The organism is Pseudoalteromonas xiamenensis, assembly GCF_030994125.1.
GTDB lineage: Bacteria > Pseudomonadota > Gammaproteobacteria > Enterobacterales > Alteromonadaceae > Pseudoalteromonas > Pseudoalteromonas xiamenensis_B.
In genome coordinates, this window is the sequence record NZ_CP099917.1 from 3,422,089 (window position 1) to 3,449,069 (window position 26,981).

General features: G+C 44.8%; 26 protein-coding genes. 18 read left to right on the forward strand and 8 right to left on the reverse strand.

Features of this window, described 5'->3' with window-relative positions:
* Nucleotides 1-13: 13 nt before the first annotated feature.
* The 8 genes from dld to NI389_RS16005 all read right to left on the reverse strand — a co-directional run bounded on the left by dld (nucleotide 14) and on the right by NI389_RS16005 (nucleotide 9,873).
* The gene (dld, locus tag NI389_RS15970) at nucleotides 14-1,705 is read right to left on the reverse strand and encodes a D-lactate dehydrogenase (RefSeq protein ID WP_308360823.1); all 1,692 of its coding nucleotides are present in this window, start codon (nucleotides 1,703-1,705) and stop codon (nucleotides 14-16) included.
* 12 nt (nucleotides 1,706-1,717) lie between these two features.
* Complete coding sequence (locus NI389_RS15975; protein ID WP_308360824.1) at nucleotides 1,718-2,110, reverse strand: ribbon-helix-helix domain-containing protein; 393 nt, start codon at nucleotides 2,108-2,110, stop codon at nucleotides 1,718-1,720.
* A 67-nt stretch (nucleotides 2,111-2,177) separates the two neighbouring features.
* A complete protein-coding gene (locus tag NI389_RS15980; protein ID WP_308362577.1) occupies nucleotides 2,178-2,744 on the reverse strand; it encodes a DJ-1/PfpI family protein in 567 nt (188 codons plus the stop codon).
* Nucleotides 2,745-2,891: 147 nt separating this feature from the next.
* Complete coding sequence (locus tag NI389_RS15985; protein WP_308360825.1) at nucleotides 2,892-3,458, reverse strand: HD domain-containing protein; 567 nt, start codon at nucleotides 3,456-3,458, stop codon at nucleotides 2,892-2,894.
* Nucleotides 3,455-4,858: an FAD-dependent oxidoreductase gene (locus NI389_RS15990; protein ID WP_308360826.1), complete on the reverse strand. Its 1,404-nt coding sequence runs from the start codon at nucleotides 4,856-4,858 to the stop codon at nucleotides 3,455-3,457. The genes NI389_RS15985 and NI389_RS15990 overlap by 4 nt, the downstream gene beginning before the upstream one ends.
* Nucleotides 4,858-5,667, reverse strand: a complete 810-nt coding sequence (gene phnX / locus NI389_RS15995; RefSeq protein WP_308360827.1) for a phosphonoacetaldehyde hydrolase — start codon at nucleotides 5,665-5,667, stop codon at nucleotides 4,858-4,860. Before phnX ends, NI389_RS15990 begins: the two co-directional genes overlap by 1 nt.
* The gene (locus NI389_RS16000; RefSeq protein WP_308360828.1) at nucleotides 5,664-7,013 is read right to left on the reverse strand and encodes a DUF5690 family protein; all 1,350 of its coding nucleotides are present in this window, start codon (nucleotides 7,011-7,013) and stop codon (nucleotides 5,664-5,666) included. Before NI389_RS16000 ends, phnX begins: the two co-directional genes overlap by 4 nt.
* Before the next feature lie 64 nt (nucleotides 7,014-7,077).
* On the reverse strand, nucleotides 7,078-9,873 hold the full coding sequence (locus NI389_RS16005; RefSeq protein WP_308360829.1) for a TonB-dependent receptor: 2,796 nt from the start codon (nucleotides 9,871-9,873) through the stop codon (nucleotides 7,078-7,080).
* Nucleotides 9,874-10,248: 375 nt separating this feature from the next.
* On the opposite strand from NI389_RS16005, the gene NI389_RS16010 reads away from it, so the two are divergent.
* From NI389_RS16010 to NI389_RS16095, 18 genes are all read left to right on the forward strand, one after another.
* Nucleotides 10,249-10,428: a hypothetical protein gene (locus NI389_RS16010; protein WP_308360830.1), complete on the forward strand. Its 180-nt coding sequence runs from the start codon at nucleotides 10,249-10,251 to the stop codon at nucleotides 10,426-10,428.
* Between the two features lie 112 nt (nucleotides 10,429-10,540).
* Entirely contained in the window at nucleotides 10,541-12,037 is a 1,497-nt protein-coding gene (locus NI389_RS16015; protein ID WP_308360831.1) for an alkaline phosphatase D family protein, read from the forward strand.
* 138 nt (nucleotides 12,038-12,175) lie between these two features.
* Complete coding sequence (locus NI389_RS16020) at nucleotides 12,176-12,736, forward strand: hypothetical protein (protein ID WP_308360832.1); 561 nt, start codon at nucleotides 12,176-12,178, stop codon at nucleotides 12,734-12,736.
* Between the two features lie 13 nt (nucleotides 12,737-12,749).
* Nucleotides 12,750-14,036, forward strand: coding sequence for a hypothetical protein (locus NI389_RS16025; protein WP_308360833.1), 1,287 nt, complete (start codon nucleotides 12,750-12,752; stop codon nucleotides 14,034-14,036).
* Entirely contained in the window at nucleotides 14,036-15,478 is a 1,443-nt protein-coding gene (locus tag NI389_RS16030; protein ID WP_308360834.1) for a hypothetical protein, read from the forward strand. The genes NI389_RS16025 and NI389_RS16030 overlap by 1 nt, the downstream gene beginning before the upstream one ends.
* Nucleotide 15,479: 1 nt before the next feature.
* On the forward strand, nucleotides 15,480-15,905 hold the full coding sequence (locus tag NI389_RS16035) for a hypothetical protein (RefSeq protein ID WP_308360835.1): 426 nt from the start codon (nucleotides 15,480-15,482) through the stop codon (nucleotides 15,903-15,905).
* Nucleotides 15,906-15,912: 7 nt separating this feature from the next.
* Nucleotides 15,913-17,478 (forward strand): SUMF1/EgtB/PvdO family nonheme iron enzyme, encoded by a 1,566-nt coding sequence (locus tag NI389_RS16040; protein WP_308360836.1) that lies wholly within the window; start codon nucleotides 15,913-15,915, stop codon nucleotides 17,476-17,478.
* Between the two features lie 148 nt (nucleotides 17,479-17,626).
* Complete coding sequence (locus tag NI389_RS16045; RefSeq protein WP_308360837.1) at nucleotides 17,627-18,400, forward strand: MotA/TolQ/ExbB proton channel family protein; 774 nt, start codon at nucleotides 17,627-17,629, stop codon at nucleotides 18,398-18,400.
* A gap of 12 nt (nucleotides 18,401-18,412) precedes the next feature.
* Nucleotides 18,413-19,471, forward strand: coding sequence for a vWA domain-containing protein (locus tag NI389_RS16050; protein ID WP_308360838.1), 1,059 nt, complete (start codon nucleotides 18,413-18,415; stop codon nucleotides 19,469-19,471).
* Nucleotides 19,468-20,421, forward strand: coding sequence for a VWA domain-containing protein (locus NI389_RS16055; RefSeq protein ID WP_308360839.1), 954 nt, complete (start codon nucleotides 19,468-19,470; stop codon nucleotides 20,419-20,421). Before NI389_RS16050 ends, NI389_RS16055 begins: the two co-directional genes overlap by 4 nt.
* Before the next feature lie 139 nt (nucleotides 20,422-20,560).
* Nucleotides 20,561-21,097, forward strand: a complete 537-nt coding sequence (locus NI389_RS16060; protein ID WP_308360840.1) for a DUF924 family protein — start codon at nucleotides 20,561-20,563, stop codon at nucleotides 21,095-21,097.
* Between the two features lie 99 nt (nucleotides 21,098-21,196).
* Nucleotides 21,197-21,682 (forward strand): GNAT family N-acetyltransferase, encoded by a 486-nt coding sequence (locus NI389_RS16065; RefSeq protein WP_308362578.1) that lies wholly within the window; start codon nucleotides 21,197-21,199, stop codon nucleotides 21,680-21,682.
* A 93-nt stretch (nucleotides 21,683-21,775) separates the two neighbouring features.
* A complete protein-coding gene (gene trxC, locus NI389_RS16070) occupies nucleotides 21,776-22,210 on the forward strand; it encodes a thioredoxin TrxC (RefSeq protein ID WP_308360841.1) in 435 nt (144 codons plus the stop codon).
* Between the two features lie 139 nt (nucleotides 22,211-22,349).
* On the forward strand, nucleotides 22,350-23,243 hold the full coding sequence (locus NI389_RS16075) for a prenyltransferase (protein WP_308360842.1): 894 nt from the start codon (nucleotides 22,350-22,352) through the stop codon (nucleotides 23,241-23,243).
* Nucleotides 23,244-23,339: 96 nt separating this feature from the next.
* A complete protein-coding gene (locus NI389_RS16080; protein ID WP_308360843.1) occupies nucleotides 23,340-23,714 on the forward strand; it encodes a BlaI/MecI/CopY family transcriptional regulator in 375 nt (124 codons plus the stop codon).
* Entirely contained in the window at nucleotides 23,707-25,038 is a 1,332-nt protein-coding gene (locus NI389_RS16085) for a M23/M56 family metallopeptidase (RefSeq protein WP_308360844.1), read from the forward strand. Before NI389_RS16080 ends, NI389_RS16085 begins: the two co-directional genes overlap by 8 nt.
* 55 nt (nucleotides 25,039-25,093) lie before the next feature.
* Nucleotides 25,094-26,347: a M23 family metallopeptidase gene (locus tag NI389_RS16090; protein ID WP_308360845.1), complete on the forward strand. Its 1,254-nt coding sequence runs from the start codon at nucleotides 25,094-25,096 to the stop codon at nucleotides 26,345-26,347.
* Between the two features lie 2 nt (nucleotides 26,348-26,349).
* Nucleotides 26,350-26,928 (forward strand): GNAT family N-acetyltransferase, encoded by a 579-nt coding sequence (locus tag NI389_RS16095; RefSeq protein ID WP_308360846.1) that lies wholly within the window; start codon nucleotides 26,350-26,352, stop codon nucleotides 26,926-26,928.
* The last annotated feature ends 53 nt before the right edge of the window (nucleotides 26,929-26,981 follow it).

A 26,981-nucleotide genomic window follows, 5' to 3' on the forward strand; every position in this document is an offset into this window, starting at 1 on the left:
ATGATAGAGAAACTTATTGGTAAAACCGTCTTTTCGACATTTTACCAATGCCTGGATTAAAGGTGTTGGTTGGGTCGAGCCGTGTGTAATTCATCGCCAAGTCGGGTTTTGCAACGTACAAGTGCCCCACATTGTGCTCTGCTGGGTATTCCGCGCCGCGTGAATCAATGAACGACAATAATTCCGCTTTCACTTCTAGAGGGTCATAGCCCGCCTTCACGATGTAGTCTTGATGAAATACGTGGCAAAGGTAATGGCCATAATAAAAATGATGACTGATTTTTTGTTTGAGCTCGATAGGGAGTTGTTCATACCATTCACTGCAGTTGCGGGGCAACGCAATGTCGAGCGCGAGCAGTCCGGCACTTCTGCGATGGTTGAGCTTTTGATATTGAATGGCAGCACCTGCTGCGGCAAATCGTAGTAAATACGCTTGCTTTGCCTCATTTTCATCACATTCCAAGATATGAAGTGACGAAAGGTTATTCACCTGAGCGAGGATAGTTTTGAGCTCACTCAAGGACTGACCCTTAATCGTGAGCAGTAAATGATGCTCGTATCGTGTTTTTAATTCTTTAATTTGTTTGGATACTTGGCTCGGAAAGCATTTGGCGAGTCGATTACTGAGCCAATCAACGGTGTGTTCATGCATCAATGGAAATGAACGGCAAAAGCGCTCTAGTGATTTCTTATAATTAAAAAAGCGAGGCATGACGTCTGTACCAAAATGTTTTAGCACTAACATGGTATCGCGGCCATACCTATCGGTGAGGTCGATTACATCACGATGCATATATTCAGCTGAAATAGGTAGCTCGGTCATCGATTTTAAAGTCGCCACTCGCAGTGCATTTAAACTTTGCACGCTGTTGGTGCTGATAAAAAAAGTTTGTTTGTGGTCAGGTTTTACAAAGCTGTCTAAACGTACGGCAAAGACCACAAGCTTTCCTGCGCAGCCGCTTGCCGTATGCAAACGACGTTTATCGGCATTGTAACGTGCGGGGCGATCGCTTTGTGTGTCGCGGACCCACGATTTGTATTCGCTATCAGAGGCTTGTTTATTTGTTACCTTGATATCATGTGCTTGGTACTGTCGACGTTGTAAATTGGTGAGGATCTCCACGGGTGTTTCACCAAGGTCAACGTCAAGCTCATTAACGAGTTGTAATTCACCGTGCGCATCAACGTGTGCGTAAAGTGATAATTCTGTATAGGCCGGTCCGCGCTCTACTAATGCACCACCAGAATTATTGCAAACACCGCCGACAATGGATGCACCTATACAGGATGAACCAATTACGGAATGAGGCACGCGGCCTAACGGGTCGAGCGTTTTTTCTAACTTAAATAAACTTGCGCCAGGGAGCGCGATAAATTGGTTGTGGCTTTCCAATAGGTGAATGTCATCCAGCGCAAGAGTGGAAATGATAACCGCGTCACGGTCGCATGCATCGTTCGGTGTGGAGCCGCCCGTGAGTCCGGTATTCGCGGCTTGCATTATGATGGCGATATTTTTAGGTACAAGTATTTCCAGTGTTTGCCACAGTGCCAGCAAACTTTGAGGTTTGACAACGGCAATTGCCTTACCTTGACCCTCACGAAAGCCTTTTGCATAAGGGGCAATTTTGCGAGGCGACGTCAGTAAATGGGACTTTCCAACAACGACTTCAAGCTGGCGGAATAAGTCTTTCTGGGCAATAAGCATTGTCGATGTCCTTTAATGTTGCTCGTTACGGATATTTGAAAACGTGAGTTTTCGCAACTGAATGTCCTTCGTTTCCTTGTCCATAATGGTTTCTGATTCCAGCGTTGATAATGACGAATTGAGTTGTCTTTCTACGTATCCATCAGCCATGAGTGAAAGGTAACGGGCGCAACATACTCGTAAAAATGACGTGAAATTACCTATATCGTGATCGGCGTCTAACGACTCTAGATACAGTTTGGTAATGAGCTGGTTCACATTCATTTGGTCGCGATAGGCGACCTCTTGCAACACATTCCAGAAATACTGCTCTAGTCGAATAGAGGTAACTACACCCGCAATGCGCAGTGAACGAGTGTGGCTTTCCCATAGGTTAGCGTCAGCTTTAACGAACAATTGGCACATGCGGTACCTCCTTAGATTTAATGACCAACGAGCGCGTATACGTTGGCATGAGTCGTGTTTTATCCCTTTAGCGTGCGGCTAAAAGCGCCATGAACTGTTTTAAAAACTCAGGGTGTGCAGGCCATGCCGGTGCGGTTACTAAGTTACCATCGGTGATTGCTTGGTCCATTTCAAGCGAAATATAATCTGCACCAGCTAAACGCACCTCAGGTTCACATGCTGGATAAGCGGAAACGCGTTTGCCACGAATAACGTTGGCCGCGGTGAGCAATTGTGGGCCATGGCAGATAGACGCGATTGGTTTTTGCGCGGCCTCAAACGCTAGGATGATTTCGATAACGCGAGCATTTAAGCGTAAGTATTCCGGTGCTCGGCCTCCAGGCAAATACAGACCATCATAGTTAGCGACGTCAATGTCAGCGAAATTAGCATTAAGAGCAAAGTTATGACCGCGTTTTTCGGAGTAGGTTTGCTCACCTTCAAAATCATGGATTGAAGTGGAAATGGTGTCGCCTTTGACTTTATTTGGGCAGACCGCGTCTACCTCATATCCACACGCTTGAAGGGCTTGGAACGGCACCATATTTTCATAGTCTTCAACGTAGTCGCCAGTAATCATTAATATTTTCATTATGTGTTCCTATAAATGTGAGTAACAGGCTTGTTACCGTATTATTAGACCAGTTTATAAGGTGCAGTGGGTAATAGATGGTTACTACACCCGTTTAAAATGAAAATACAATGAACAGAGAGGCGGCTGCGTGGTCAGCCGCACGTGACGTTATCGGCGATGAGCTAAATGTTGTGCTACCACTGAAAACCAATATTCACTCTTGAATGATTGAAGAGCGGGGTCTTTGCCGTGGTCATCGAAACGGCGCAATAAAATCATTTCATTGCACCACGGTGAGGACTCGAACTGTAGGATTTCTGTTTCCGAAAGTGTGCCTCCTTGTTGAATGGCTGTTTCCCGACTTGCCTTGGACAAGCGATATCGGTACTGCTTATCCACACTCAGCAAGTAACGTTTTGCCAGCACGTGGCCTTGCACTAATGCAACGACTTTGCAGCTAAACCCAAGTTCCTTTAAATAGCAGGCTCCAAGTGACGCGTGTGCGGCAAGCCCAAACGCCGTAAAGTCGGGGTGGTGTTGATACTTGGCGACGAAATGACCGATATCATGCAAAAACGCCGCAATTTGTGTTTCTTCATCACACCCTTGTTGCCAAGCAAGTGTTGCACATTGCTCTGCGTGACTTTGCTGAGTGCAGGCTTCTTCGTAATGGTCTTGACCATATAACGTAAACAAGCCTTGCAGTTCTTGTAGGATGTCTAAAACGGCTTTCATGTTGCCTCCTTCGCCGACATATCGACTTTTGCCGCAGAACCGCTCAAGCGGCTAAGCCACGTGTCCAATTGCCAAGGGACTTTATTCTCATCTTCAGCGTGTTCTTTGCGACGAATGGCGTCACGCACCACATACGCACCTATTGTTCTAATTGGGTCTGGCGGGAAGTTAGGGAGCGTTTGGTCGACCAGCGCGCAGTCCGTCCATTCGTTATTCAACTCAAGCACAAGACTTGAGAGAATTTTGCCGCCTAAAAAGGATTGCACAACCCCATTACCAGAATAACCTGAACCAAAAAGTATGTTCGAACTACCATTGAGATGACCAAAAAATGGCATGCCCGTGACACTTCTATCCGATGGGCCAGTCCAGCTGCGTTCGATGGCAAAATCGTGATTCGGAAAAAACCGCTTTAGTGAGTGGTTCAGGATCGTTTGATAGCGACTTGGGGCATCAAAAGTCCCACTGACACGGTTATTAACACTAAAGTAGTTACCGCCTTTACCTAACATCAAACGACCACAGGAAGTTGTGCGGTAATAATTCACAAAGATCCGACTGTCGATGATGGGGGCACCATGCGTTAAATTGAGCTCGCGAAGGGTATCGGGTATTGGTTTGGTGATGACCATGTCGCTTGACACTAAGACCACTTTGCGGGCAAAGCTTGGGACCAAACTTGGCAACCAAGCGTTGACGGCAAACACAAGCTTGCGTGCGTTGATTGTTCCCTTGCTGGTTTCAATAGATAACGAGTTCGTTTCAGAGTGCTGGTGATATTCCGTATGTTCAACCACCTTGATCCCTAGACTGATTGCGACACGACGCAAACCTCGTACGAGCAAGGCCGGTTGCACACTGCCTGCATGTGGGGAGTACCAGCCCGCGGAATTGGTTGTTGACCCCGTCAATGTCACATCATGAGCCGTCATTTTTCGCCAGTGATTGATTGCGTTGCTGCTGAGCGCTTTTATCACGGGTTCAAGTGCACCATGCTGGGCACGATTCGAATACGTATAGTACGTTCCATCAACTCGGCAATCACAGGCTATTTGATGCTTTTCAGTAAATGCTTTGATTTCATGTACGGCTTGTTCGGACGCAACAGCTAAAAATTTAGCTTGCTCTAGACCAAATAACGTCATCAGACTCATGAACTTGGTGGACCAAGTGAGCATGGCACCGCCATTTCGACCCGAAGCACCTTGGCCACAGAGGCCTTTTTCAATGACAACAAGATCGGTTTCTGGTGATTGCAGCTTGGTCATAATTGCAGTCCAAAGCCCAGTAAAGCCACCACCAATGATGACAACATCGGTACTATTGGGGAGAGACTGTAAGGTGCAATTGAGCGATTCAGCGCGTATGGCGCTGTCAAACCAAAAAGGTTGGAAGCGCATCAAGGGCGCTCCCCGCGAGCCAAACGGCTTTCTATTTCAAAGAGCACAGGTTCAATATCGGCCAGTGAATCAATGACGAAATGTGCACCAGCACTGTAAAGTGTATGGTATGCATTCAAGGTGAGCGCGTTTTGTTCGCTCTCTGAAAGGGCATTCCATTCTTCTTCGCTAAGACCAATGGCGTTGCCTGTGACTGCAATGCCCACGGTCCACATTCCCGCGTTTAAGCCTTCACTGATCCCCGGAACAGAATCGTCCACTTTGACACACGCTGCGACACGATTAATACCCAACGCAAGTACGTTCGCCAGCGCCATCCATGGACCAGGACGTGAACCTGCTTCGCATTCGTCACTGCCGACACTATGATCGGGTTCATAGCCATGTGCCTTGGCTGCAGGTAGTAAGACGTCCATCACGGGTTTGGGGTAGCCAGAGCAACTGCCAATTTTCATCCCTTGCGCTTTAAGGCGGTTCAAAACGGGTAGTACACCCGTAATAGGTTCAGCGCGTTCGGCGACTTTGGCTTGTTGCAATGGCATAAATGTTTGATAAATGTGGTCAACGTCGCCTTTGCTTGGCAGACGGCCAAATTGTTTCTGCCAACGTACTTGGATCTCGTCTAAATTCAACAAGGTGTTGATGTGATCCCATTTGCCCATGCCCATGGGAATACGGGCCTCATCAAGCGAAATCGTGAAGTCGTAGGCCTTTGCAAAAGCTTCAACAAAAATGCTGGTTGGGGCTATTGAGCCAAAATCAACGACCGTGCCTGCCCAATCTAAAATGAGCGCTTCTAAATGTTTCATACAGTACCTTTGATAAGTGAAGGGGTTGAAGAAGCCGGTGCTTCAAGCGGTGGTTGCGTGTGTTTTGGCAAGTGTGCAATAAAGTAGAGTAAGCTACTTATCACTAACAAACCTGCCAGCAACGCAACCCAATAGCACGCCGAAATAAAGAACGTCAGCCAACTTAATTCGGGTGCTTCTAAAGTGCGATAAAGCAAAATGCCAACAGATCCAACGTATCCCGCTGAATCCGCGAGATAAATTAAGAACCCTGCGTTTGCCGTACTGCCAAGCGCAGAGATCATGCGGTCAAACAAAAAACAATTGTACGGGATGTAACTGATGTATAAGCCCGCGCCAAGCAGCACCATCCATGATTTTGCATCCAGCCATTGTTGTTCAAATCCGTAGGTGCTGGCGGCAAGCATCACAGCACCAAAGAGGATAAAGCCGTGATTGACAAAAAAGGCTTTAGTATTGTCTTTTATCAGCACGAGCGCGCCGAGCGCCAACAACACGATAAACGCGATACGAATACCGGCGTAGGCAAAGATTGCGGGTTCTTCGCCGTAGCCGAGTGCCTGCCAAATCTCGGCCGAAAAGTTGTCACGAAAGTCGCGAAAGCCCGTAAACAGTAAAAAACTCAAGATAAGAACGGTAATTCCAAACCAATGGGCTTTAAAGAAGGACCAGCGCGCTTTGCTGTCCATCGGTGCGCGCTTTTGGCGAGCAACTTCATCGTCGAGCGTCGGCTTTGGCAAGGAGGTTAAACATGCAACACTGAGGATTAGCAAAGGTAAAAACAACGCACCCGTTGCGGCAGGCATCCAAAGCTCGGGTACGTTGACTTCGGTTACTAACCATTTACCGACCGTACGGACTAACCCAGAGGCTAAAATAAAGGTGACACTGAGCACCGCGCCGAGAATTTCAGTCGTACGACGACCTTCCAAAAAACTGAATACGATCCCCCAGATCATGCCAAGTGACAGGCCGTTGATGAATAGCCAAGGGATATTCCAACCGATTGGTGTAATAGCAAACATCACCAACGCGAACTGTGCCCCTAAGATCATAAACAGAATGGCTTTACCACGATGAGCAGGGGGCATTTCCGAAACGACTTTTACACCAATAAATTTGGCACACAAATAACCAAACACCTGCGCTAAAATCAGGGCAATTTTGAAGCTCACCAGCCAGTGCTTGTTGTCGAATTCGCTGTAGGTATTGACCGAAAAAGGCTTTCGAAAAGCATACATACTGAAATAGGTTAAAAATGCGCTGGTGGCCGCAAACACCACAAACGCAGTCCCTTGGGCTTTCGCGAGCCAAGTGGGTGGATGACGAAATAAAGGAGCAAACATCTAACACCTCGATGCCCAAGCCTATAGGCTTGGGCGAGTTGGTCAGTAAATCGAAAACGTGGACTTAAAACTCGTAGCTAAAGCCAAGCATGCCACGCACGCCGTAATATTCGACTTGCAATGGACGGTCTTCATTACCTAAGTAGTACTTCAGTGGTTCATTGCTTAAGTTATTCAACTCAAGGTAAACCTGTGCGTTGTCGCTAAGCTGATAGGAGGTGGTGAAATCAATGCTGGTATTTGCACCGTAAAAGCTGTCCGTGTTTTTATCTGCGCCATGCTCTTCGATATAAGCACCTTTGTGGTTTACGGCTAAACGTGCGGCAAATTGGTTGTTGTCGTAATACAGCGTAAAGTTGTACAACGCATTGGCTTGGCGTGGGATGGCGACTTTATCAGCGCGTTCAGGGATAGTCATTTCTGAATCCATAAACGTGGCATTGGTCATGATCCCGAAGTCACTCAGTGACTCATCCACAAACTCAAGTGAGCGGTTGAACGCCAATTCAATACCGGCAAGCCACGCACTGTCACCATTTTCTGGACGAATGAGTGTGACACCTTGTTTACCGTTGTATTCGCCTACGCGCGTTGCTTGGAATATCGGATCTTGGATGTCTTTGTAGAAAATACCAGCAGAAACTAATCCGACGCGATCGAAATAATACTCATACATTACATCGAGGTTATTTGAGTAAGTCGGTGATAGGCTCGGGTTACCCGAAATAAGTTGGTTGTCCTGCTCTAAGTAGGAACCTCCCGGTGTTAATGAGCCAAAATCAGGGCGAGCAAACGTGCGAGTGAGCGCCAAACGATAATTAGTTGAATCATCTGCGCGGTAAGTTACGTGTATCGCCGGTAGCACTGACCAATAATCGTTACTGCTTGCATTGGCTGCGACTTCGTTCGAGTCGGCGAGATACGTAAATCCTTTGACCTCAGTTTCGGTGTGCGTTAATCGTAAACCTGCAAGAATTTCCCATTGGCTATCGAGTTGATATGTGCCCATGGAATAAACCGACGTGTGTGTTTCGTTGACATCAAAATTTCGGCCCAATGCACCACCATTACTGATAAGCGCGGACTCACTTGGGTCTAGGACAAACTTATCACGATTTGCCGTCCAGAATTTTGCGAGCGTATCGGTATTGGCAACCTGTGAGAACTGAGATTGGTAATCGAAGTGTGCTTCACTTAAATAATCTTTTCTACCGGGTTGGTCCGACAGCGGAAAATCAGCAAGCGTAGGGGCATCACCATACACGTCGCTATTCCAACTATAAAATTCATCAGCAAAATCGGCTGTGCGTACTTTGTCGCGATATTTAGCACCAAATTTTAAGGCGAGTTGCTGTGAATATTGCCAATCAAAATCGATGTTAGCGACCACACGGTCTTTTTCATTCACGTAAACTTTGTAGAGTTCGACCCACGAAAGCTTGCTTTGTGTGGGGTCCATTGTAAATCCGCTCGGTAGGTGGTTGCGGATGGCATTCCACGGATCTTGACCACCATCAACGGTGTTGTAGGCGTAGTTTTTACCCGTATCACGGTCTTCAAGCCCCACATAGCCGACGTTCTTCTGATCGAAACGCACCACAAAATAGCTGTGATCGTCAGCGTTTGGGCTATCACCGTAACGGAATTCATTTTCATAGCTGGCGACTTGCCAATTGAGCGATTTATCAAATCCGAAATCGTGTTCGCCAGCCAATTCAAAGCCTTTCATTTCTGTGATTAGTTCATTGCGAATGTGCTGAAGTTCGACGCGGTCTTTGTCAAAGCGCATACGATGTTTGTAATGCGTTTCGTCATCACGAAGCGTGCCATAGAGAGCGCTAGCACTGATTGAGCCATTGTCGAGTTGATATTCCATCGAACCGTTAAGGCCATACGTCTCACGGGTGCCTGTGTAATCACGCAGTTCTAAACGATAAATACCAATTCCATCATTGCCGCGTCGAGGCTCGTAGTTGTCGGTTGCCCATTCGCGTTTCCATGCCGTTGCGTTGACAATAAAACCTAATTTGTCGTCTAAAAGACGATCGCCATAAACCAGATTAGCGGAATAGTTTGAGCCATCAGCTAACTCATTTTGACCTGCAGCAACAGAGGCTTTAAGAAGGAAATCATCAGCCGATTTTTTGGTCACAAAGTTCACGTTACCGCCGATTGCATCACCTTCCATATCCGGCGTTATCGCTTTCGATACTTCTACAAATTCAATGAGTTCGCTTGGAAAGAAATCAAAGGCGGTTGCACGGCTTGTGGTTTCTTCCTCTGCGGTTGGCAGGCGATTGCCATTGATGCTTGCTGAGCTCCACTGCGAAGGTAAACCACGTACGGCTACAAATCGGCCTTCGCCTTGGTCACGTTCAATTGATACACCCGGAATACGCTGAACCGCTTCTGCCGCGTTGCGGTCGGGTAGTTTGCCAATGCCGTCTGCCGAAATAATATTGCGAATGTTGCTGGCATTTTTTTGGTTATTTGCAGCAGCCATTTCACCACGCACAATGCGTCCAATTGACACGACTTCTTCGATTTCAGATGTTTGATTGGCAAGCACAATAGGTGCTAGTTGCGTCAACTTGCCATCAACGACGGTTACGTCGAGCGTTTTTTCCGGATAACCCAAATAAGTCACAACCAAAGTATATTGACCAGACTCTAAAGAAGGTAACTCAAAGCGGCCTTGGTAATCCGTCACCGTAGACTGGGTTTGGCCTTGGATGCGTATGGTCGCGCCAGACAATTGGTGCTTGCCATCGTTGACCGAACCAACAATCTTACTGGCTGCGTAAGAGGACAGGGGACTTAATGCCAACAAGGTGGCCACAGTGAGTAAATGTTTTTTCATGATTTAGAGTCTCTTTGGGTTAATTTTCTGGTCTAGTCCAGATTTAATGTCCCTATCCTAAGAGTGCTTTTTTACAAATCGATGACGGTTTAGTGAAAGGTTTTTGTATAAAGTGAAATAATCGAGTCGACTTAGCATCATGATCAACGAGAGTATTTAATAGAAGAAAATGCATAGTTTGTTGATTTAGCGAAGAAGACTCGTGCATACTTGTTTGGTTAACACTATGAAGAGCGCGACATAAAAATGATAATGTGGGTCCCCGTCGTATTGGTGTCATTATATTTGTGGATTCGAGTACATCAGCTGAAATTACTGTCTAAACATATTGAAAAACACTACCCTGAAGAATGGGACCGGTTACAAAAAAATCCCATGAAATTGAGCGCCAGAGCTGCGTTTATGGCTAATCTAGAGGCGTCGATGCTGAGTGGTTTTCTGGCGACAGTGGATGACCCCAAAATAAACGATTTTCATAAGAACCAACGCCGCATTTCTGTTTTTTTTGTCGTCTTAATTTCAATCGGCTTTTTTCAAGCGCTCTGGGTAAATTAATTCGAGTTCAATACGCTTCACTAACGATTCTAACTCGATCGAAAAGCAAACATTCTAAGAATATACTGCTAAAATCTAGGATCAGATTTTGGAATTCTTTACAAGGATTGATATGTCCAATCAACTTTTGCTCGGGCCAATTTTAGGTCTTGAATCTGACACGCTTTACACCACATTAGTGGTTACAGACGATACGGTGTCCAGTGTGTTACTCGAAATCCATCAAGATACTTTGTCGTTTGAACTGGTGGGTACTTTACATATTGGGCGGGTTTGGCGAGTTGAATTTGACCCGCATCTTGAACCAAACTCCTGTGTGAATTACCGAATACTGATAGAAAATGAATTCGCGACCAGTAAATCAGGAGAGTCTCAGTGGTCGTTTCATGTTCCTGCACAAACTGAAACACCTAAACTCGCTTATGCCTCGTGCAATGGTTTTTCAGATTTCAAATTAATGACCTCAACGGAGCGGCCGTATGCGCTTTGGCAAGCGATGTCTGAACAGCATGACGAAGCACCTTTTTCGTTGCTACTAATGGGCGGCGATCAGATTTACGCTGATTCGATTTGGACAATGGTTCCATCACTTAAACAATGGAATGAATTGCCAAGAGAAAAGAAAATTAAAGCCAAGGCAAGTAAACAAATGAAAGCGCAAATTCGCCGTTTTTATAGCGAGTTGTACTTGGACCGTTGGAACAAACCAGACGTCGCTAAAATGCTCGCGTCTATTCCCTCTATTATGATGTGGGATGATCACGATATTTTCGATGGATGGGGAAGTTACCCTGAAGACATTCAAACGTGTGAGGTTTATGGGGCCATTTTTGCCGAAGCGAAAAACCATTTCGATTTACTGCAATTACGCAGTGCCAACAAAAACTCCACCTTATTAAGGAAGGCTTCAGCAAATGTAAACCAAGCTGAACCATGCCATTTTGGTGCTGTTGTTCAGTTTAAGAACTATCAAATATTAGTACTCGATAATCGCAGCGAACGTACATTAAATCGCGTCATGAGCGAAGCTCATTGGCAGGATGTCATTCACTTTTTGGACAATTGTACTTCGGGTGATTTACTCGTAATGACAGGCGTGCCCGTGGTGTACCGTGATTTCTCGTTTGCAGAGCGAGCGGTCGATGCAACACCGTGGGAAGAAGAAGTTACCGATGACTTGAAAGATCACTGGCGAGCAAAAGAACATGAAGGTGAGCGAAGCCGACTGATCATGCGGTTGCTGGCAAACGCAAAGCGTCGCCAAGGTAAGACGGTATTGTTGTCAGGCGATGTACATGTTGGCGCACTAGGTATTATACGAGACGAAAGTCAGTCAGACATCACGCGTATTCACCAAGTGATTTCATCAGGTATAGTGCATCCATCACCAACATTTATGCAATGGTTGGGTATTTGTGCACTGACCAACGATGACGATGAATATTTAGATGGGGCCAAACATATTGTGGCACGCATGATTAAACCGACAGGCGGTGATAAATATATTCGTACGCGTAATTTCACTACATTGAAAATGGGCACTGACCACAAGATATGGGTTAACTGGGTTATTGAAGGAAAAGATAAACCTGTTTACGCGATAGACTGACAGACCGAGTTACTCGGAGAATTTGTAAAGACTCATTACGAGTTTTTACAATTTTCCTAAAGTGTTGAAGCAAAAGTTTTTGTATAACGTTTATTACGAGCAACTATTTGTTGTGAGTAACGTGATGTAGGACTTGTTATGAATCGAATATTGGTTACTTTTGTTTCTTTACTGACTGTTTTCAATGCAGTAAACATGCTTGCCCATGCGGCGGAATCTCAATCTAACCCTCAAACTTCCACACCAAATAAACCGAGTTATTACCGAGATTGTTCCGTGATGAAGTTTGAGGACATTGATGAAGCAGAATTAACCCAAGCAGAGCGCATTTTACTCAAAGAACAAAAGCTTGAAGCAAGCTTAAACAGCTCTGCAGAGTGCATGGATGAGGCTATGCAGTCCAACCAACAGCGCCTTCGAGAGTCAAATAGCCGCAGTGGAGAGTCTTCTTCAGTTAGCGAAAGTCATGCGAAAGAGCAAAACGAGGAGTCACGTCCAGAGGAGATGAATTCAGTTTCATCACAACAAAAAGAAACTAATCCCACCCAGACGTCGAATTCCAAACAACACATCAAGGGGAAAGTCTCTGGCGGCTCTTCCGCGGTGTGTGATGCTATCAAGCAAGGTTTAGCGCAGGCAAAAACCGACAATGAAAAACAACATTTTGAAAAACTAGCAAAAGAATACCGCTGCGAGTAAAAGGATACACGCAATGAAAGTCAATTTTTTATCTCAACTTGGAAAACACCTAAACGTCACTCGAGTGGTTTTTTTCGGTGTCTTGGTGTTTTTATCGGGTTGCCAATCTACTTCTAGTAATCAGCTCAGTCGAGTGACCACTGTTGGACCAAGCATGTCAGGCCCAAGTAGTGCCTCCTTGAAAGGCACAATGGAAAAGCCATATCCGTATGATGGTCGAGTTTTTATGGACGTGGCAATTCCTGTTTTTGACCCTGGTTTTCCACTAACTAAGAGTGGTCAAATCGATGATGAAGAAATGGTTGAGCAAGATATTTGGCCACAAGTTCGTCGCTTGGAAGCGAATCGTTTCGCCATCGAGACTAAAAAGGCCCTCGCAACAACAAAAGCGTTTGGGGCAATTAGTGTTACGCCAGATGCCTCCTCATCGGCAGATCTTTTTATAATTGGTCGGATAAACCATTCTGATGCAGAAGTTGTGAATATCGGCGTCCGTGTAATAGATGCAAGCAACGTGATTTGGGGTGAAAAAACCTTCGAACATCAAGTAAATGAAGGATTTTTCCGAGATGCATTACGCCAAAGTGAAGACCCTTATGGCCCTGTATTCCGCGATATTGCAAATTATGTATTTCGATTAATGGTGAAACGTAGTGATGCAGAAAAAGAGCAAATACAGCAGATTGCGGATATGCGATATGCGGCAATGTACAGCCCTGAAAGCTTTGGATCTTATCTTAACCAAAATCGAAAACAGCAATTTTCATTAAATGGCTTACCGTCTGAACAAGATCCTATGTTCCTGCGAATTGATCAGGTTAGGGCTAAAGATGAACAGTTTGTTGACAATCTGCAGACCAATTATGAAGCGTTTTACGCTGAAACGAACGAAGCATACCGTACTTATCAACGAGAGGCTCTGCCGATTGCAGCTGAGATCCGCCGTAAGAAGGCGCAACGTACTAAAGCACAAGCATGGGCTGCAGTTGGTATCATCGGTGGCGTGTTATTAAGTAAGAATTCGGATTCAACCGCTGGAAATATCGGTGCTGTCGTGGCCACAGCGATTGGCGCATATAATTTGGCGGATGCAGTTCAGCAAAATAAAGCGATAGGGGCTCAGCGAGAAATGCTCGAAGAGCAAGGCCAAAATCTAGACATTAAAGTGACACCACAAGTTGTTGAGTTTAACGATCAAACAATTGAATTGAGTGGTACAGCGAAAGAGCAATATGGTCAACTGCGCCAAAAATTGTATGAAATTTATCAGTTAGAAGCGACACCGGATACTGCGCTGTAATGGAAAAAATGACTCCAAATGGTTCGTCGCTCGACTCTACATTAAATGCGGTAAAACATCAGCAGCAACAGAAGTGGAAGGTGCTAGGCGGTGTGGCTCTGGTTAGCTTGTTATTGGTGATAGGTGTTTATATCTCATTTGAATCGAGTGACGTTACATCAAAGCTAAACTCCGACGAGCAGTCACAAGTGCAACAAGCGAGCGAAGTTACACAAGCGCAGCGCCACCAATTGCAGGAAAATTTACTGGCGCTGCAAAATGCACTTGATAGGGTTCAGGCAGACGAGGCGTTGTCAAAATGGGCTGCTAAACGAATTGATTCGGTGTCGGCTGGTTTACAGGGCGCTTATGCTCACTATGCACAGGGACAATTTACTGGATTATCGGATCAATTGGAGGAGTTGTTAGATGAAGTACAACGTATCGCAAACGACTATCAAACCACGCTAGAAAGCACCTATCAGGCTGGTATCATTGCGTTCAACAAGATGGAATTTGACGCCGCAAAGGGGTTGCTTGAACATGTACTTCTAATCAACCCTAACCACGTTGATGCTGAAAATCTACTGACGCGTATTGCTATTCAGGGCGATGTTGCGAAATGGTTTGAACAATTCAAAGCAGCAAAAGCAAAAGGTGACTTTCAAACGCAAATTAGGGCGTTGGAACAAATAGTAAGTGCTGATACACAGAATCAAGAGGCACACGAATTGCTCGCGCAAGTCAAGCAACAAAGTGCAGTTAACCACTTTGAGAGATTAGTTGAACAGGTGCTTGTAGCCATCAAAAACCAACGGGTTGAAGAGGCTAAAAATGCGCTACGCAAAGCCCAGCAAGCCGAGCCGCAAAATCCAATTATAGCGACATTAAATGCACAAATTCAGGCGCTTTCGGATAACCAGCAGACCCAGCAATTTAGCGAACAACTCAAATTGTTCCAACAAAATGATGAGTGGGAAACGGTTGCGCTTATTGCCAACAAAGCAACCGCTCGGTTTCCTGACAATGTGAGTTTTGCGCAAGTGAGTCAGACTGCAGAAGAAATACTGCGTGCGGATAAAAAGCTCGCTAGTTATTTATCGCGTGCCGAAAGGTTGAGTGATGTTGGGATTAAAACAAAAGCCACGGAGTTTCTAAAATCCATTGAGCCGTTATTGCTCCAGAGTCCTAAATTGTCGAAACGCGCAGACCTGTTGAGCCGAGAAGTTGAAAGTTATAGTTCAAAAATCAATGTGACAGTGCATAGTGATAACCGCTCAACACTCAAGGTTTTGGGTGTTGGGGTGATAGGTGAAATTAAAAGTAAGCAAATTGAGCTTAAACCAGGTCGGTATCGTTTTGAAGCAAGTCGAAAAGGCTACAAAACTGAAATTCTAGAGGTTGATGTCCAGCAGACGATAAAGCCACTCGAAGTAACGCTTATGTGCAAGGAGAAAGTGTAGTATGGCTTTTGAGCATACCATCGACAGTCAAATTAAAAAGGCAAAAACACGTCGAAAAAGTCTAGTGCTTGTAGGCGTGACGATATTCATCGCCTTTTTGAGTGTTTATTTGTCGGTTCTATTTCTAGTGAAAGGTTTTAACGTTTCAATTTCACCCATAGACGCACAGCAAGAAGCAAGCATTTCGATAAATAAAGGCCTTGGCATTATACGTAACCAAACCGCTTATGTTCTATTTGGTGAAGCAGAACTTCAAATTGAAGCAACGACGTTTAAATCAAAAGTGATTCAGGTAAATGCACAAACCCCGTCGAATCTACTGCCCTTGAAATTGATTGAATTATTGCCCAAACCAGCTGTACTTCGTTTTACAACCGATGTCGAATCGGTGCACTGGAAACAGGAAAACACGTGGCAATGCCCTTGAAATTGAGTTGGCTCCAGGACGCCATGAAATTATCGCCAAACATGAATGGTATGAAAACACCGTACTCAATTACGATGCAGTCAAAGCAAGTAACGATGAGGTTCAACTTCATCCGACGAAACGCGCAGGCACCGTGACGATTGCTTCTGTGCCAAAGGGGGCTGCTGTCAGTATAAATGGAAATGTAGTTGGGATAACGCCCTATCAAGCAACGTGGAGTGCAGGCAACTACCAACTTGGTATTCAAGCCGAGGGGTATGAACAATCGTTGGATCAGTTTTCACTAAATCAGTCGATTACTGCAATTGAACGCACCTATACGTTGATGCCATTACAAGCGACGCTCAAGATGACACTTTTACCAGAAGGCGGGTTGTTAACCGTCAACGGTATACCTAAAACACCCGATGAGGGCGCTAAAATCAGTGTCGATGCTAATACGTTGCTCACTGTGCAATACCAAAAACAAGGATTTATTACACAAGTTCGACGCGTTACGTTATCGCCAAAGCAACAAGGCGAATTAGCGCTGTCGCTTGAACCCGACTTGGGTCAAGTGAAGTTTTCCAGCAACGTTAATGCGACGGTTAGTGTCAATGGCAAAACGCTCGGTCACACGCCTTTGTCCCTGTCGTTACAGACGGTGCCACTCGATGTCACCTTTTCAAAACAAGGCTACCGAAGCCAAACTAGAACCATTTTGCCAGTGAGGAAAAACGCGCTGAATGTTGAAGTGGAGTTACTCACTGAATTTGAGGCGCGTCGAAAAGAGGGGAAGCCATCGGCGGTATCCAAACTCGGTATTGATTTTATCAAAGTCGCAGGAGGCTCATTTGAAATGGGGTCGCCGGTGAACGAAGCTGAGCGCTTTAGAGATGAACATCAGTTATCTGTAGAATTGACGAACGCTTTTTTGGTTGCGACAACAGAAATTACAGAAGCGCAATATAACTCGTTTGATAAGTCCGTTACACCTTCGAACTTACCGATGGTCAACGTGACTTGGCTTGACGCAGTGCGCTATTGTAATTGGTTAAGCGAACGAGAAGGGTTGAAACCGTTTTATCGAGTACAAGGTAGCAGAGTATCAATTCCAGAATTAACAGAAGGCTATCGGCTGCTATCGGAAGCAGAGTGGGAATTTGTTGCTAAACATTTCCAACGTGCGGCGCGCACAACCTACGTTTGGGGCAATGAGGACCGTGTTCGTAAAGGACAAGGCAATTTTGCTGATGAAAGTATACGAGGAAAGCAAACCTTTATTTTAGAAAAGTATCAAGATGGTTTTGCACAAAGAGCCCCTGTGAAAAGTTTTAATGCAGACCGGAATGGATTGTATGACCTTGATGGCAACGTGCGTGAATGGGTGAGCGATGGGTATCAAGTGATGAAAGTGGGTGATGCTAACGTTTTGATAAATCCAATTATAGCAATAGAGGAACTGAACCACGTCATTAAGGGTGGGTCGTTCAAAACCGGGCGGTTAAAGATGCTCCGCGCAAGCGTTAAAGGCAAAAGCGATGGTCAATTAGAAGACGTTGGTTTTAGGATTGCACGCTACGAGGCACGTTAGCCAAACTGGTTATAGGAAATAGGAATACAGATGAAAAAGAAACTATTGCTTGGCTTGACGCTGCTCATGTTGATGGGCGCCGCAAGCGCGTATTTCGTGTCTTTGGACGCACCACAAGATTTTCCCGTGAATATTTAGAGGCGGTGGTATGAGTAACAGAACATCAAATGCAACGATGAACCCACCTTTATGGTTAAGCGCCTTGGTCTTGCTCGGCTGTTTCACATTGATGCAGGTGCTGTTTGCAGGTTGGATTACGCCTAAAGCAGAAGCGGTATTAATGGCGCAAGGGTCGCAATCGCTTTCTTCTGTCTGGGTTATCTTGAAAGACATGGAACAGCAGATCTGTTTCTCACTGCTGTTTTATTGTTTGTTTCTGATGGGCTATAAACTCTGGCGATTACTGGATGAAGAAGCCATTTATACCTGTGATTTTCTAGCAGACTACGACAAGTCAAAACCATTGGATATAGACATTGCCCTACATGAGTTGGAGTCGTCTACATTCCGTGAAAATCCAGCGATGTTAACGTGGATTAATTGTATCCGCCGCTATAAAAACACCCGCAATGTACAGCATGCAGCGAGCGCCATCGCTTCTTCTGTTGACAGTCTTGCCGCTCAATTAGAAAGCGGAAATAACATGATCCGATATATTATTTGGGCAATCCCAAGCATTGGTTTCGTCGGTACGGTTAGAGGAATAGGACAAGCGTTAGCGCAGGCTGATAAGGCGCTTGCAGGCGACATTTCAGGCATGACTGCCTCACTCGGTGTTGCCTTCAACTCCACGTTAGTTGCGCTGTTTATTTCGCTTATTTTGATGTACTTCATGCATTTACTTAACAGTCGCCAAGATTCTATGGTGTTGAAAACTCAAGAAAGTTGTGAGCGTCATTTACTTGCTCATCTTCATCAGTAGAAGATATTGCTCATGAGAAAAAAGCGAGCGGTAGTCGATGGCTTCAATATGTCATTCTTAGATGTAATGGCATGTGGCTTGGGCGCTGTAATCCTCATTTTTATTTTGGTGGACTTTTCGGGGGGACACCCTCCGACGGAGGAAGAAACTCGGCTAGAGCAATCACTGCAGTCGACTCAAGAAAAAATTACAGAATACACGCGTTCTCATGACTCTTTATTGGCTCAACTGGAAACCATTAAGTCTAAGTTGAAAACCGAAAATGCGAAGGATGCGGCTGCAAATGATGAGCAAGCCGCGCTTCTTAATGAGATATCGACACAATTAGCCATAATTGCAAAGCTCGAAGCCGAACTCAAAGCCGTATCCAGTATTCCAGCCAAAGAATCTACGCTTGAAATACAGGGTAAATATGCACAGCAGTACCTGACAGGGATGAAAGTCGAAGGCAAGCACATAGTTGTTTTGCTTGATAAAAGTGCATCGATGATGGACGACAATTTGGTGGGGGTGTTGAGTGCGATGGCGCTCAATGATAAAGCTCGAAAGGCAAAAGCAAAATGGCAACGAACATTACGAGTTGTAAATTGGTTGTTCGCGCGAGTGCCATCAGATTCTGAAGTTTCTCTTATCGCATTTTCAGATACGGCGAAAACGCTCGGACAAAGTAAAATAATTAGTGGAAAGGACAGTCGCCAGTTAATTGCTTTAGCACAGTCTGCACATGACGTGGTGCCAAACGGAGGAACGAATTTGCAACTTGGCCTACAAACCGCGTTGTCTACACAGCCGAATGTGAGTGATATTTACTTAATTACGGATGGCTTACCAACACTTGGAGATGGTTTGAATCTTCGCTGTAAAGGCTTACTCACCAATAAAAAATCCATTTCTTCAGAATGCAGACAACAGTTGTTATTAGAAACGATCTCGCGATTTAAAAAATCAGCGCATATGAACGTGATATTGCTGCCAATTGAAGGCGACCCCTATGCTTCGTCAATGTATTGGAGTTGGACTCAAGTCACAGGTGGTCGCTTTTTAGCGCCTGCACAGGAGTGGCCACAATGAAGAAAATTGCCCGACCGCCGCTCGAGATTTTTACGTTAAGTTTTTTAGACATTATCTCCTGTGCATTTGCTGCAATAGTGATGCTAGTGTTGATGTCCAAAAAGGGCGATGAGGATGTAGCCATTATCTCTACTCCAATCCAAAATTTGATAAAAGAGGTCGCCCAAGCTAAAGCGTCGCTTGATAGCCTTGTAAAGCAAGTAGACGTAACCCAACAAGAGGTGAACAACGCAGAGTTAACCTTAGCCGAGCGCAGGGCACAGTCAAACCAACTGAGTGGTGCTGTCCCTCGAGCAGAAGCGACACTCCAGCAATTGCGTGACCAAGCAGCGAGTCTTTTGCAGGAAGTGCGCCTAGCCAATGCCCGTCTCAACAACGAAAGTAAACCGGCTATGCCAGATCAAGCCGTTGGGGGAATACCAACCGATGCGGATTACGTCATTTTCGTAATTGATAATTCGGGATCGATGTCATCTGGTGGAAAGTGGAAGCAGGTTGTGTCAGTCGTATCCGATATTTTGAAAAATCACCCACAAATGAAAGGCTTTCAGATTTTAGCGGCGGATGGTGAACACATGTATTCAGGCCGAGAAGGGCGTTGGTTAACCGATACGCCAACATTCAGACAGAAAGTGATATCGCGCTTGACCAGTTTTACTGGGGGAGCGAGTGCCCCTGAAGTCGGCATAAAACGAGCTCTTAGTTTGTACAAAAAAGAACCAGGCAAAGTCTCGTTGTATGTGTTTGGTGATGACTACCGACCTGGCACGCTGGATGACGTCGTAACAGAAATCACACGTCTGAATCGGGATAGTCAGGGAAAATCGAAGATGCGTATACATGGTGTTGGTTTTTATCGGCCTCATGATGGTAATGCCGCACAATTCGCAGCGTTCATGCAGGCTGTTGCAAAGCGTAATCGAGGCGCTTTTATTGGTTTAGACTTCTAAATTGTAACGCGTGAGTCTGTCATACTGGTCCCTTGCAAGGTGGCCAATTGCCGCACAAGAATTTGGCAACTCGAATCGCAGTAGGCTAGGATCAAGATATTAACATCAGTATCGTCATAGCCTATCAAGGAGGACGTTTATGCAACAAGCAGTACTGCATTTTTGGTTTGAAGAAGTAGAATCTAAACAATGGTTTACCGTTGATGAACAGTTTGATGAATTAATCCAGCTGCGATTTGGTGACGTGTTACAACAGGCTGAAGCGGGCGAATTATTTCCGTGGCGAAACAGTTCTGAAGGACGTTTGGCGGAAATCATTGTATTGGATCAATTTTCTCGTAATGTGTATCGCGGCCAGGCCGATGCATTTAAAAATGACGCGATGGCGTTGGTGTTAGCTCAAGAGGCTATTTCACATGGGGCGCTGCATCGGTTAACACAAATTGAATGTAATTTTTTGCTTTTACCTTTTATGCACAGCGAATCACTCGCTATTCATCATTATGCTGAGCCATTTTTTCAAGAATTCACATCCGCTTCGACGGTTGATTTTGAAAGTAAGCACCGCAGTATCATCGAACAGTTCGGTCGATATCCACACCGAAATAAACAACTGGGTCGGCGTTCCACTGACGAGGAGGTTGCCTTCCTTTCCATGCCGCACTCTAGTTTTTAAGTTTTGGTCTCATCTTTACGTAAAATAGGTTCACAAAAGTTAAAATGCCATGGCTAAACAGGGTTATATCGTCGTTATCTCAGGAGAAAGCATGGCGTGATGGGAATATCTAGTATTGAAACATCGGACTGGGAAGACATTCTTGCTATTCAGTCACAAGTTTATTTTGACGTTGAACCAGAGTCCTTAGAAACGTTGCTTAGCAAGTGGCGCACGTCACCGGATCTTTGCTTCGTGTTTCGAGACGAAAAAGGTGTTCCTATCGCTTATATTCTTGCGCATCAATGGAATGACTCGCGTCCTCCATCGCTCTATACGTCCACAACAAAAAATGAAGGAACCATGCTGTTTATTCATGACTTAGCGGTTTCAACGCGAGGTAGTGGTCGGTCTATTGGTCAACAACTTGTTCAAGCGGTATTACAAGCGGCTAAAGCAAGTGGCCTGAAAGAGGCGATGTTAATTTCCATTCAAAACAGCCAAGGTTTTTGGTCTCGTTTCGAATTTAAACGTGTAGGTGTAGCCCGTTTACCAACCACCTATGGCGAACATGCGGTATTGATGAAACGTGACTTGCTCAAGTAACTAGTCGGCTTAGGGTGACACGCTTTCTTGAAAAAGCGCAATGCAGCCCCATTTATTAGTTTACAAACCTAGACTACCCATTGAGCCATTTAAATGAATTCTTCGACACAACTTGTTTGCTCCTACTGTGGCGGTATTAATCGAGTTCCAAGTACCAAAATTGACGCTAATCCTCTGTGTGGTAAATGCAAAGAGAAGCTTTTGGTTGGTAAACCCATCGCATTATTTGATAGTAATTTCCAACGTAGTATTGAGAAAACGGATTTGCCTGTTGTCGTTGATTTCTGGGCTACTTGGTGTGGTCCTTGCCAAAACTTTGCGCCGATTTTTGAAGAGGTAGCCCAGCATTGGGGCTCCCGAGCGGTGTTTGCTAAACTGGATACGGATGCGAATCAACAGGTTTCAAGCACTTACCAGATCCGTTCGATTCCTACACTTATGGTGTTCAAACAGGGTAAAGAAGTCGCTCGAATCTCGGGTGCATTGCCACGAGTTCAATTCGAGCAATGGTTATCTCAAGTTTTATAATGTCGCTAAGAATGTTTACGCATTGGCGAACTAATGAGCTTAAGAATCATGATCTTTATCAAAGGTAAAAGCGGTAAAGGTTGTGGTCGTACAGGCGATTTTTTAAACTGAAGTGCATCGCGACTAAAGGGAGTTTTTTATGCGATCATTTTTCAAAGCGATACCCGCAATTCGACCACCTTTTCTTATTCTCGCGCCTATTTGTGTTAACGTAGGACTTGCAACCGCACATTATGAAGGTCATGCGTTTTCGGAATGGTTTGCCATGCTTGCCCTCGTCGGGGCCATTTTTGCAGCAATATGGGTGAATACGCTCAATGAACTTCAGGATTTTACCAGTGGATTGGATTTTCTAACTCTGCGTACCCCCTTTAGCGGTGGAAGTGGCATATTGGTGCAAACCCCAGCGCTTTTTAACGCGGTGAAAGGGTGGCTCTACCTCAGTGCGGCGGTCACGTTGTTAGTCGGAGCCGTTCTTGTCTACGAGTTAGGCACTTCGCTCATACCCATTGGCTGTTTAGGTGTTGTTATTGTGTTGACTTACACTCGACAACTGAACAAATTACCTTGGCTCTGTGCAATCGCGCCGGGCGTTGGATTTGGTGTGTTGATGTCCGTTGGGGGTTATCTAACCCAAAATGCCCCAGCTAGCATGCTGATTTTGTTAGTCTCGTTTGTGTCCCTTTTTCCCATAAATAATTTACTGATAGTTAATCAACTTCCCGATATTGAAGCTGACCGTCAAGGCGGTCGACGTCACTTGGCGATAGCCTATGGAGATGATATGGCAATTACGGTTTACAGTGTTTTTCTCCTGTTAGCCATTATCTTGTTGATAAGCTTAGTCGTATCAGCAATGTTGCCTGTCTTGAGTTTGCTGACTTTAATGCCTTTACTGCTTGGTGTTGTGGCGTTGACCAAATTAATTGAACTCAAAAAGGATATTCGGCGCTCGCCAAAAACAATGGCGATGGTTGTCGCCTGTGCCAATCTAACGCCTTTAGTATTATCACTAACTCTCTGGTTTAAATAGCGTTACGTTAAAATTAGCATCCATCAGAATTTTTCATTGATATAGTGCGACATTTGTCGCACTATATCTGTATCCCGAAGAAGTTGGAAAGTAAAGATGTTAACAGAGCCAGAATTAGCGATTCTCAAATCGTTGTGGCGAGAGCAGCCTCGCAGTGCAAGACAAATTCACGATGAACTGACCGCTCAATTTGATTGGACCTACTCATCAACGCGAAAGACACTCGAAAGAATGTCTGACAAAGGCCTTTTAAGTGTCGTGAGTCATGGCAATAAAAACTTTTATCGCACGCCCCTTGAAAAAGTACCAACCCTTGCGGGTGTCGCCAAAGACTTTTTTAAAAAAGTTTTTGATTTCGAAGGGCCATTACCTATCGCGATGTTTTCAGACAGTAAAATGATGTCTGAAGATGAAATCAAACGACTCGAACAGCTTGTGAATAATGCTGAGCACGAGAAAGGCCATGACTGATAGTTTGGTGCTCTTGGTATTATTTATTAGTAGTGGAGTGTTCATTTGGTTAGGCATGTCTATTTGCAGACGTTTTGCAATCCAGTTTTCACCGCGTCAGTTACAATTATTAGTACTGTTAAACTGTACAGTCACGTACCTTTGTTTTAGTTCGCCATCTCCTAATTTACCTAACTTGAACGCGACATCGTTTCAGCGTATCTCTTTAGTCAACACCTTAGACGTCGTTGAAAATCAAACAGGCATTATACTTGGGAGTGGGCAGGACACGATTTTACTCATCTTATCCGTCCTTGCAATAAGCTTGATAAACCTGATGCGTCTACTTTATCGGCAATGGTTGTTTAGGTGTCGATTACGTCGTGCATCTGTATTGGGACATGCACTTTACGAATCAAATGAAATGCCAAGTGCATTTGCAATAGGGTGGTGGCAACCGAAAATTTACGTACCAAGCTATTTTCATCAGTTAACGACTGTGCAGCAGCAAGTGGTTGTAACACACGAACAAACGCATATTCATTTTAGGGATCCGTTGTGGCTATCGCTATTCTCAGTCTTAAAGTCATTGCTGTGGTTCAACCCGCTTTTTCGTGCGTTACCGGTTTGGTATAACGAAGCGATAGAATTTCGCTGTGATAAGAATGTCGTAAAGCATTTGGTTCGACATCATGAGCTTTCGTTCACGGATGCGAGTCGTTTATATGCAAACACCATTATTGAAAATCTAAAATTCGCAAAACAACAACCGAAATATCATTTGCATCAAGCCATTGCAGCACATGCATTACCAAATAACGTGATTGAAGAACGGATCAAAGTAATTGTACGTCCAAAATCAACTCACTCTACTGTGCTCTCAATGGTGTTTGTAAGCTTATTGTGTGCACTTTCATTTATTCCTTCCGCGGGTGCTAGGTTGGTTTCACAGGAAATCAGTGATTGGGTCATTCCCGTAGTTAAGCCAAATATCAGCAGTCGATTTGGTCATGTGCACCCTGTCCGTAATAACAATCCTCATCGCGGTGTTGACTTTGCAGCGCCAGTGGGGACACCTGTTTTAGCCGCTAAATTTGGCCGAGTTCGTATTGCGGATAACCAGACTTACCCTGAAGGTTTCGGAAATGTCATCGTAATTGAACATGATGTTCAGGTTCAGTCTGTTTATGCTCACTTAGACTCCATCGACGTTAAAGTTGGCAGCTACGTTTTAGCAGGTCAAATAATAGGTACGGTTGGACAAACTGGGAAGGTAACAGGACCTCATCTTCATTTTGAAATTCATGAAAACAACCGAGTCGTAAACCCTATAAAATTGGATTAAACATGAAAAAGTTAAACACGAAGTCCCTTACCAAATTGGTAAAAGGGCTAGGATTTTGCGTGCTTTTTTCTTACAAGGTTGTGAGGGGGAAGAAAATGCAACACCAACTGCAGTTAAAAACACCGACGTTGTTAATGAGAAAGTCGAATCGCAAGCCGTGATTTTGGAGCCTGACTTAGATGGATTTCCGGAACGTGAAATGGTTCATCAAGCGATTTTAACTTTACAGTCAGGTCAAACATTAACGTCATTGTTTGAGCCGTTGGGGGTTTCTGCTAAAGAACTCTATTTGTTTGCAAAACTGGTCTCACCCGAAATTAAAGTGAATAAACTAAAGTCGGGGGTGCAATTTGCAATTACACAGGAGCACAATGTTCTTACAAAAATATGCATGAAAAGCAGTTTTGAAAAGGAAATTTGTTTAGTTAAAGTGGATTCTGAATGGCTTCGCGAAGATCAGCATTTTGAGGTCACAAGCCAATATGCCACTGCGTCTGTTCGAATCGAGTCGAGTTTGTATGAGTTAGTCAGCAACACAAATGTCTCTATGGATGTGTTTAACCAACTGATGTTGGCGCTTTCTCACTTTGTGGATTTTCAACGAGATATTCGGCAAGGTGACACACTCAATATTGTCTATGAAGTACTTGAAAATAGCCGAGGAGAGCAGCTGATCGGAGAGCTGCAACAAGTTGCCTTAGTGGGACAATTACACCAGCTTGCGCTTTACCGTTTCACTGATGACGAGGGAAACAGCGCGTTTTACCATAAAGATGGCACGCTGGCACAAAGTTTTCTTTTGAAAACGCCAGTGGATGGGGCCAAGTTATCTTCTAAATTTGGCAAGCGGCATCACCCCGTACTTGGTTATACACGTGTACACAAAGGGTTAGATTTTAGTGCGCCACTCGGCACACCAGTTATGGCGGCGGGAAATGGCAAAATCGTGCACGCGAGTCGAGCCGGTAGCTTCGGCAACATGGTAAAAATTAAACATAATAATGGTTACACCACGTTATATGCCCACCTCAAAGGCTTTGGCAACGCCATCAAAGTAGGCAAAAAAGTCAAGCAGGGGCAAGTTATTGGGTATCTTGGTAATACGGGATTGAGTCAAAGTCGCCACCTTCACTATGAAGTTCATCAATTTGATAAAGCCATTAATCCACTTTCATTAAAAGGCGTGAGTGATGTGCAATTAACCGCCCGTGAAAAACCACAATTTAATGCTTGGGTTACTAAAATGGATGCCTTACACTCCGCTACTGTGAGCATGATCGATGTCTCTCAAATAACGGAAGAAGAATAAAAATGTTTGAACAACCCTCTGAATTGAAAGGGGCGCACGTCACCCTTGAACTCTTAAGTGAAGCACATATAGAAGCGTTGGAAGTCGCAGTTATGGACGGCCAACATTTCAATCTTTGGTATGCGAATGTGCCCAAACCACAAGAAATGAGCGCGTATGTTTTAAACGCGATGGAGATGGCAAAAAAGGGCAATATTGCCTACGCAGTACGTGATAATCAAACCGCTCAGGTGGTAGGTACTACGCGCTATTACGACGTAAGTCATGAACATAAGCGGGCCTGTATAGGTTACACGTGGTATGCGGATGCAGTTAGACGCACCGCGGTAAACACAGAATGTAAGTTAATGCTGTTGGCTCAATTGTTTGAACGAGAAAAGGCCATCGCAGCGGAGTTTAGAACACATGTGTTTAATCAGGCTTCGCGACAAGCGATAGAGCGTCTAGGTGCCAAGCAGGATGGGATTTTGCGCAGCCATCAAATTTTGAAGGATGGTTCAATCCGAGATACGGCAGTGTATTCAATTTTGGCCCATGAATGGCCTAGTGTGAAAAATCATCTGCTCTCTAAGTTCAGATAAGGTTTCAATTTTCCTATCTGCAGTCATTTTTGTTTTAATTCCATACCTTTAAC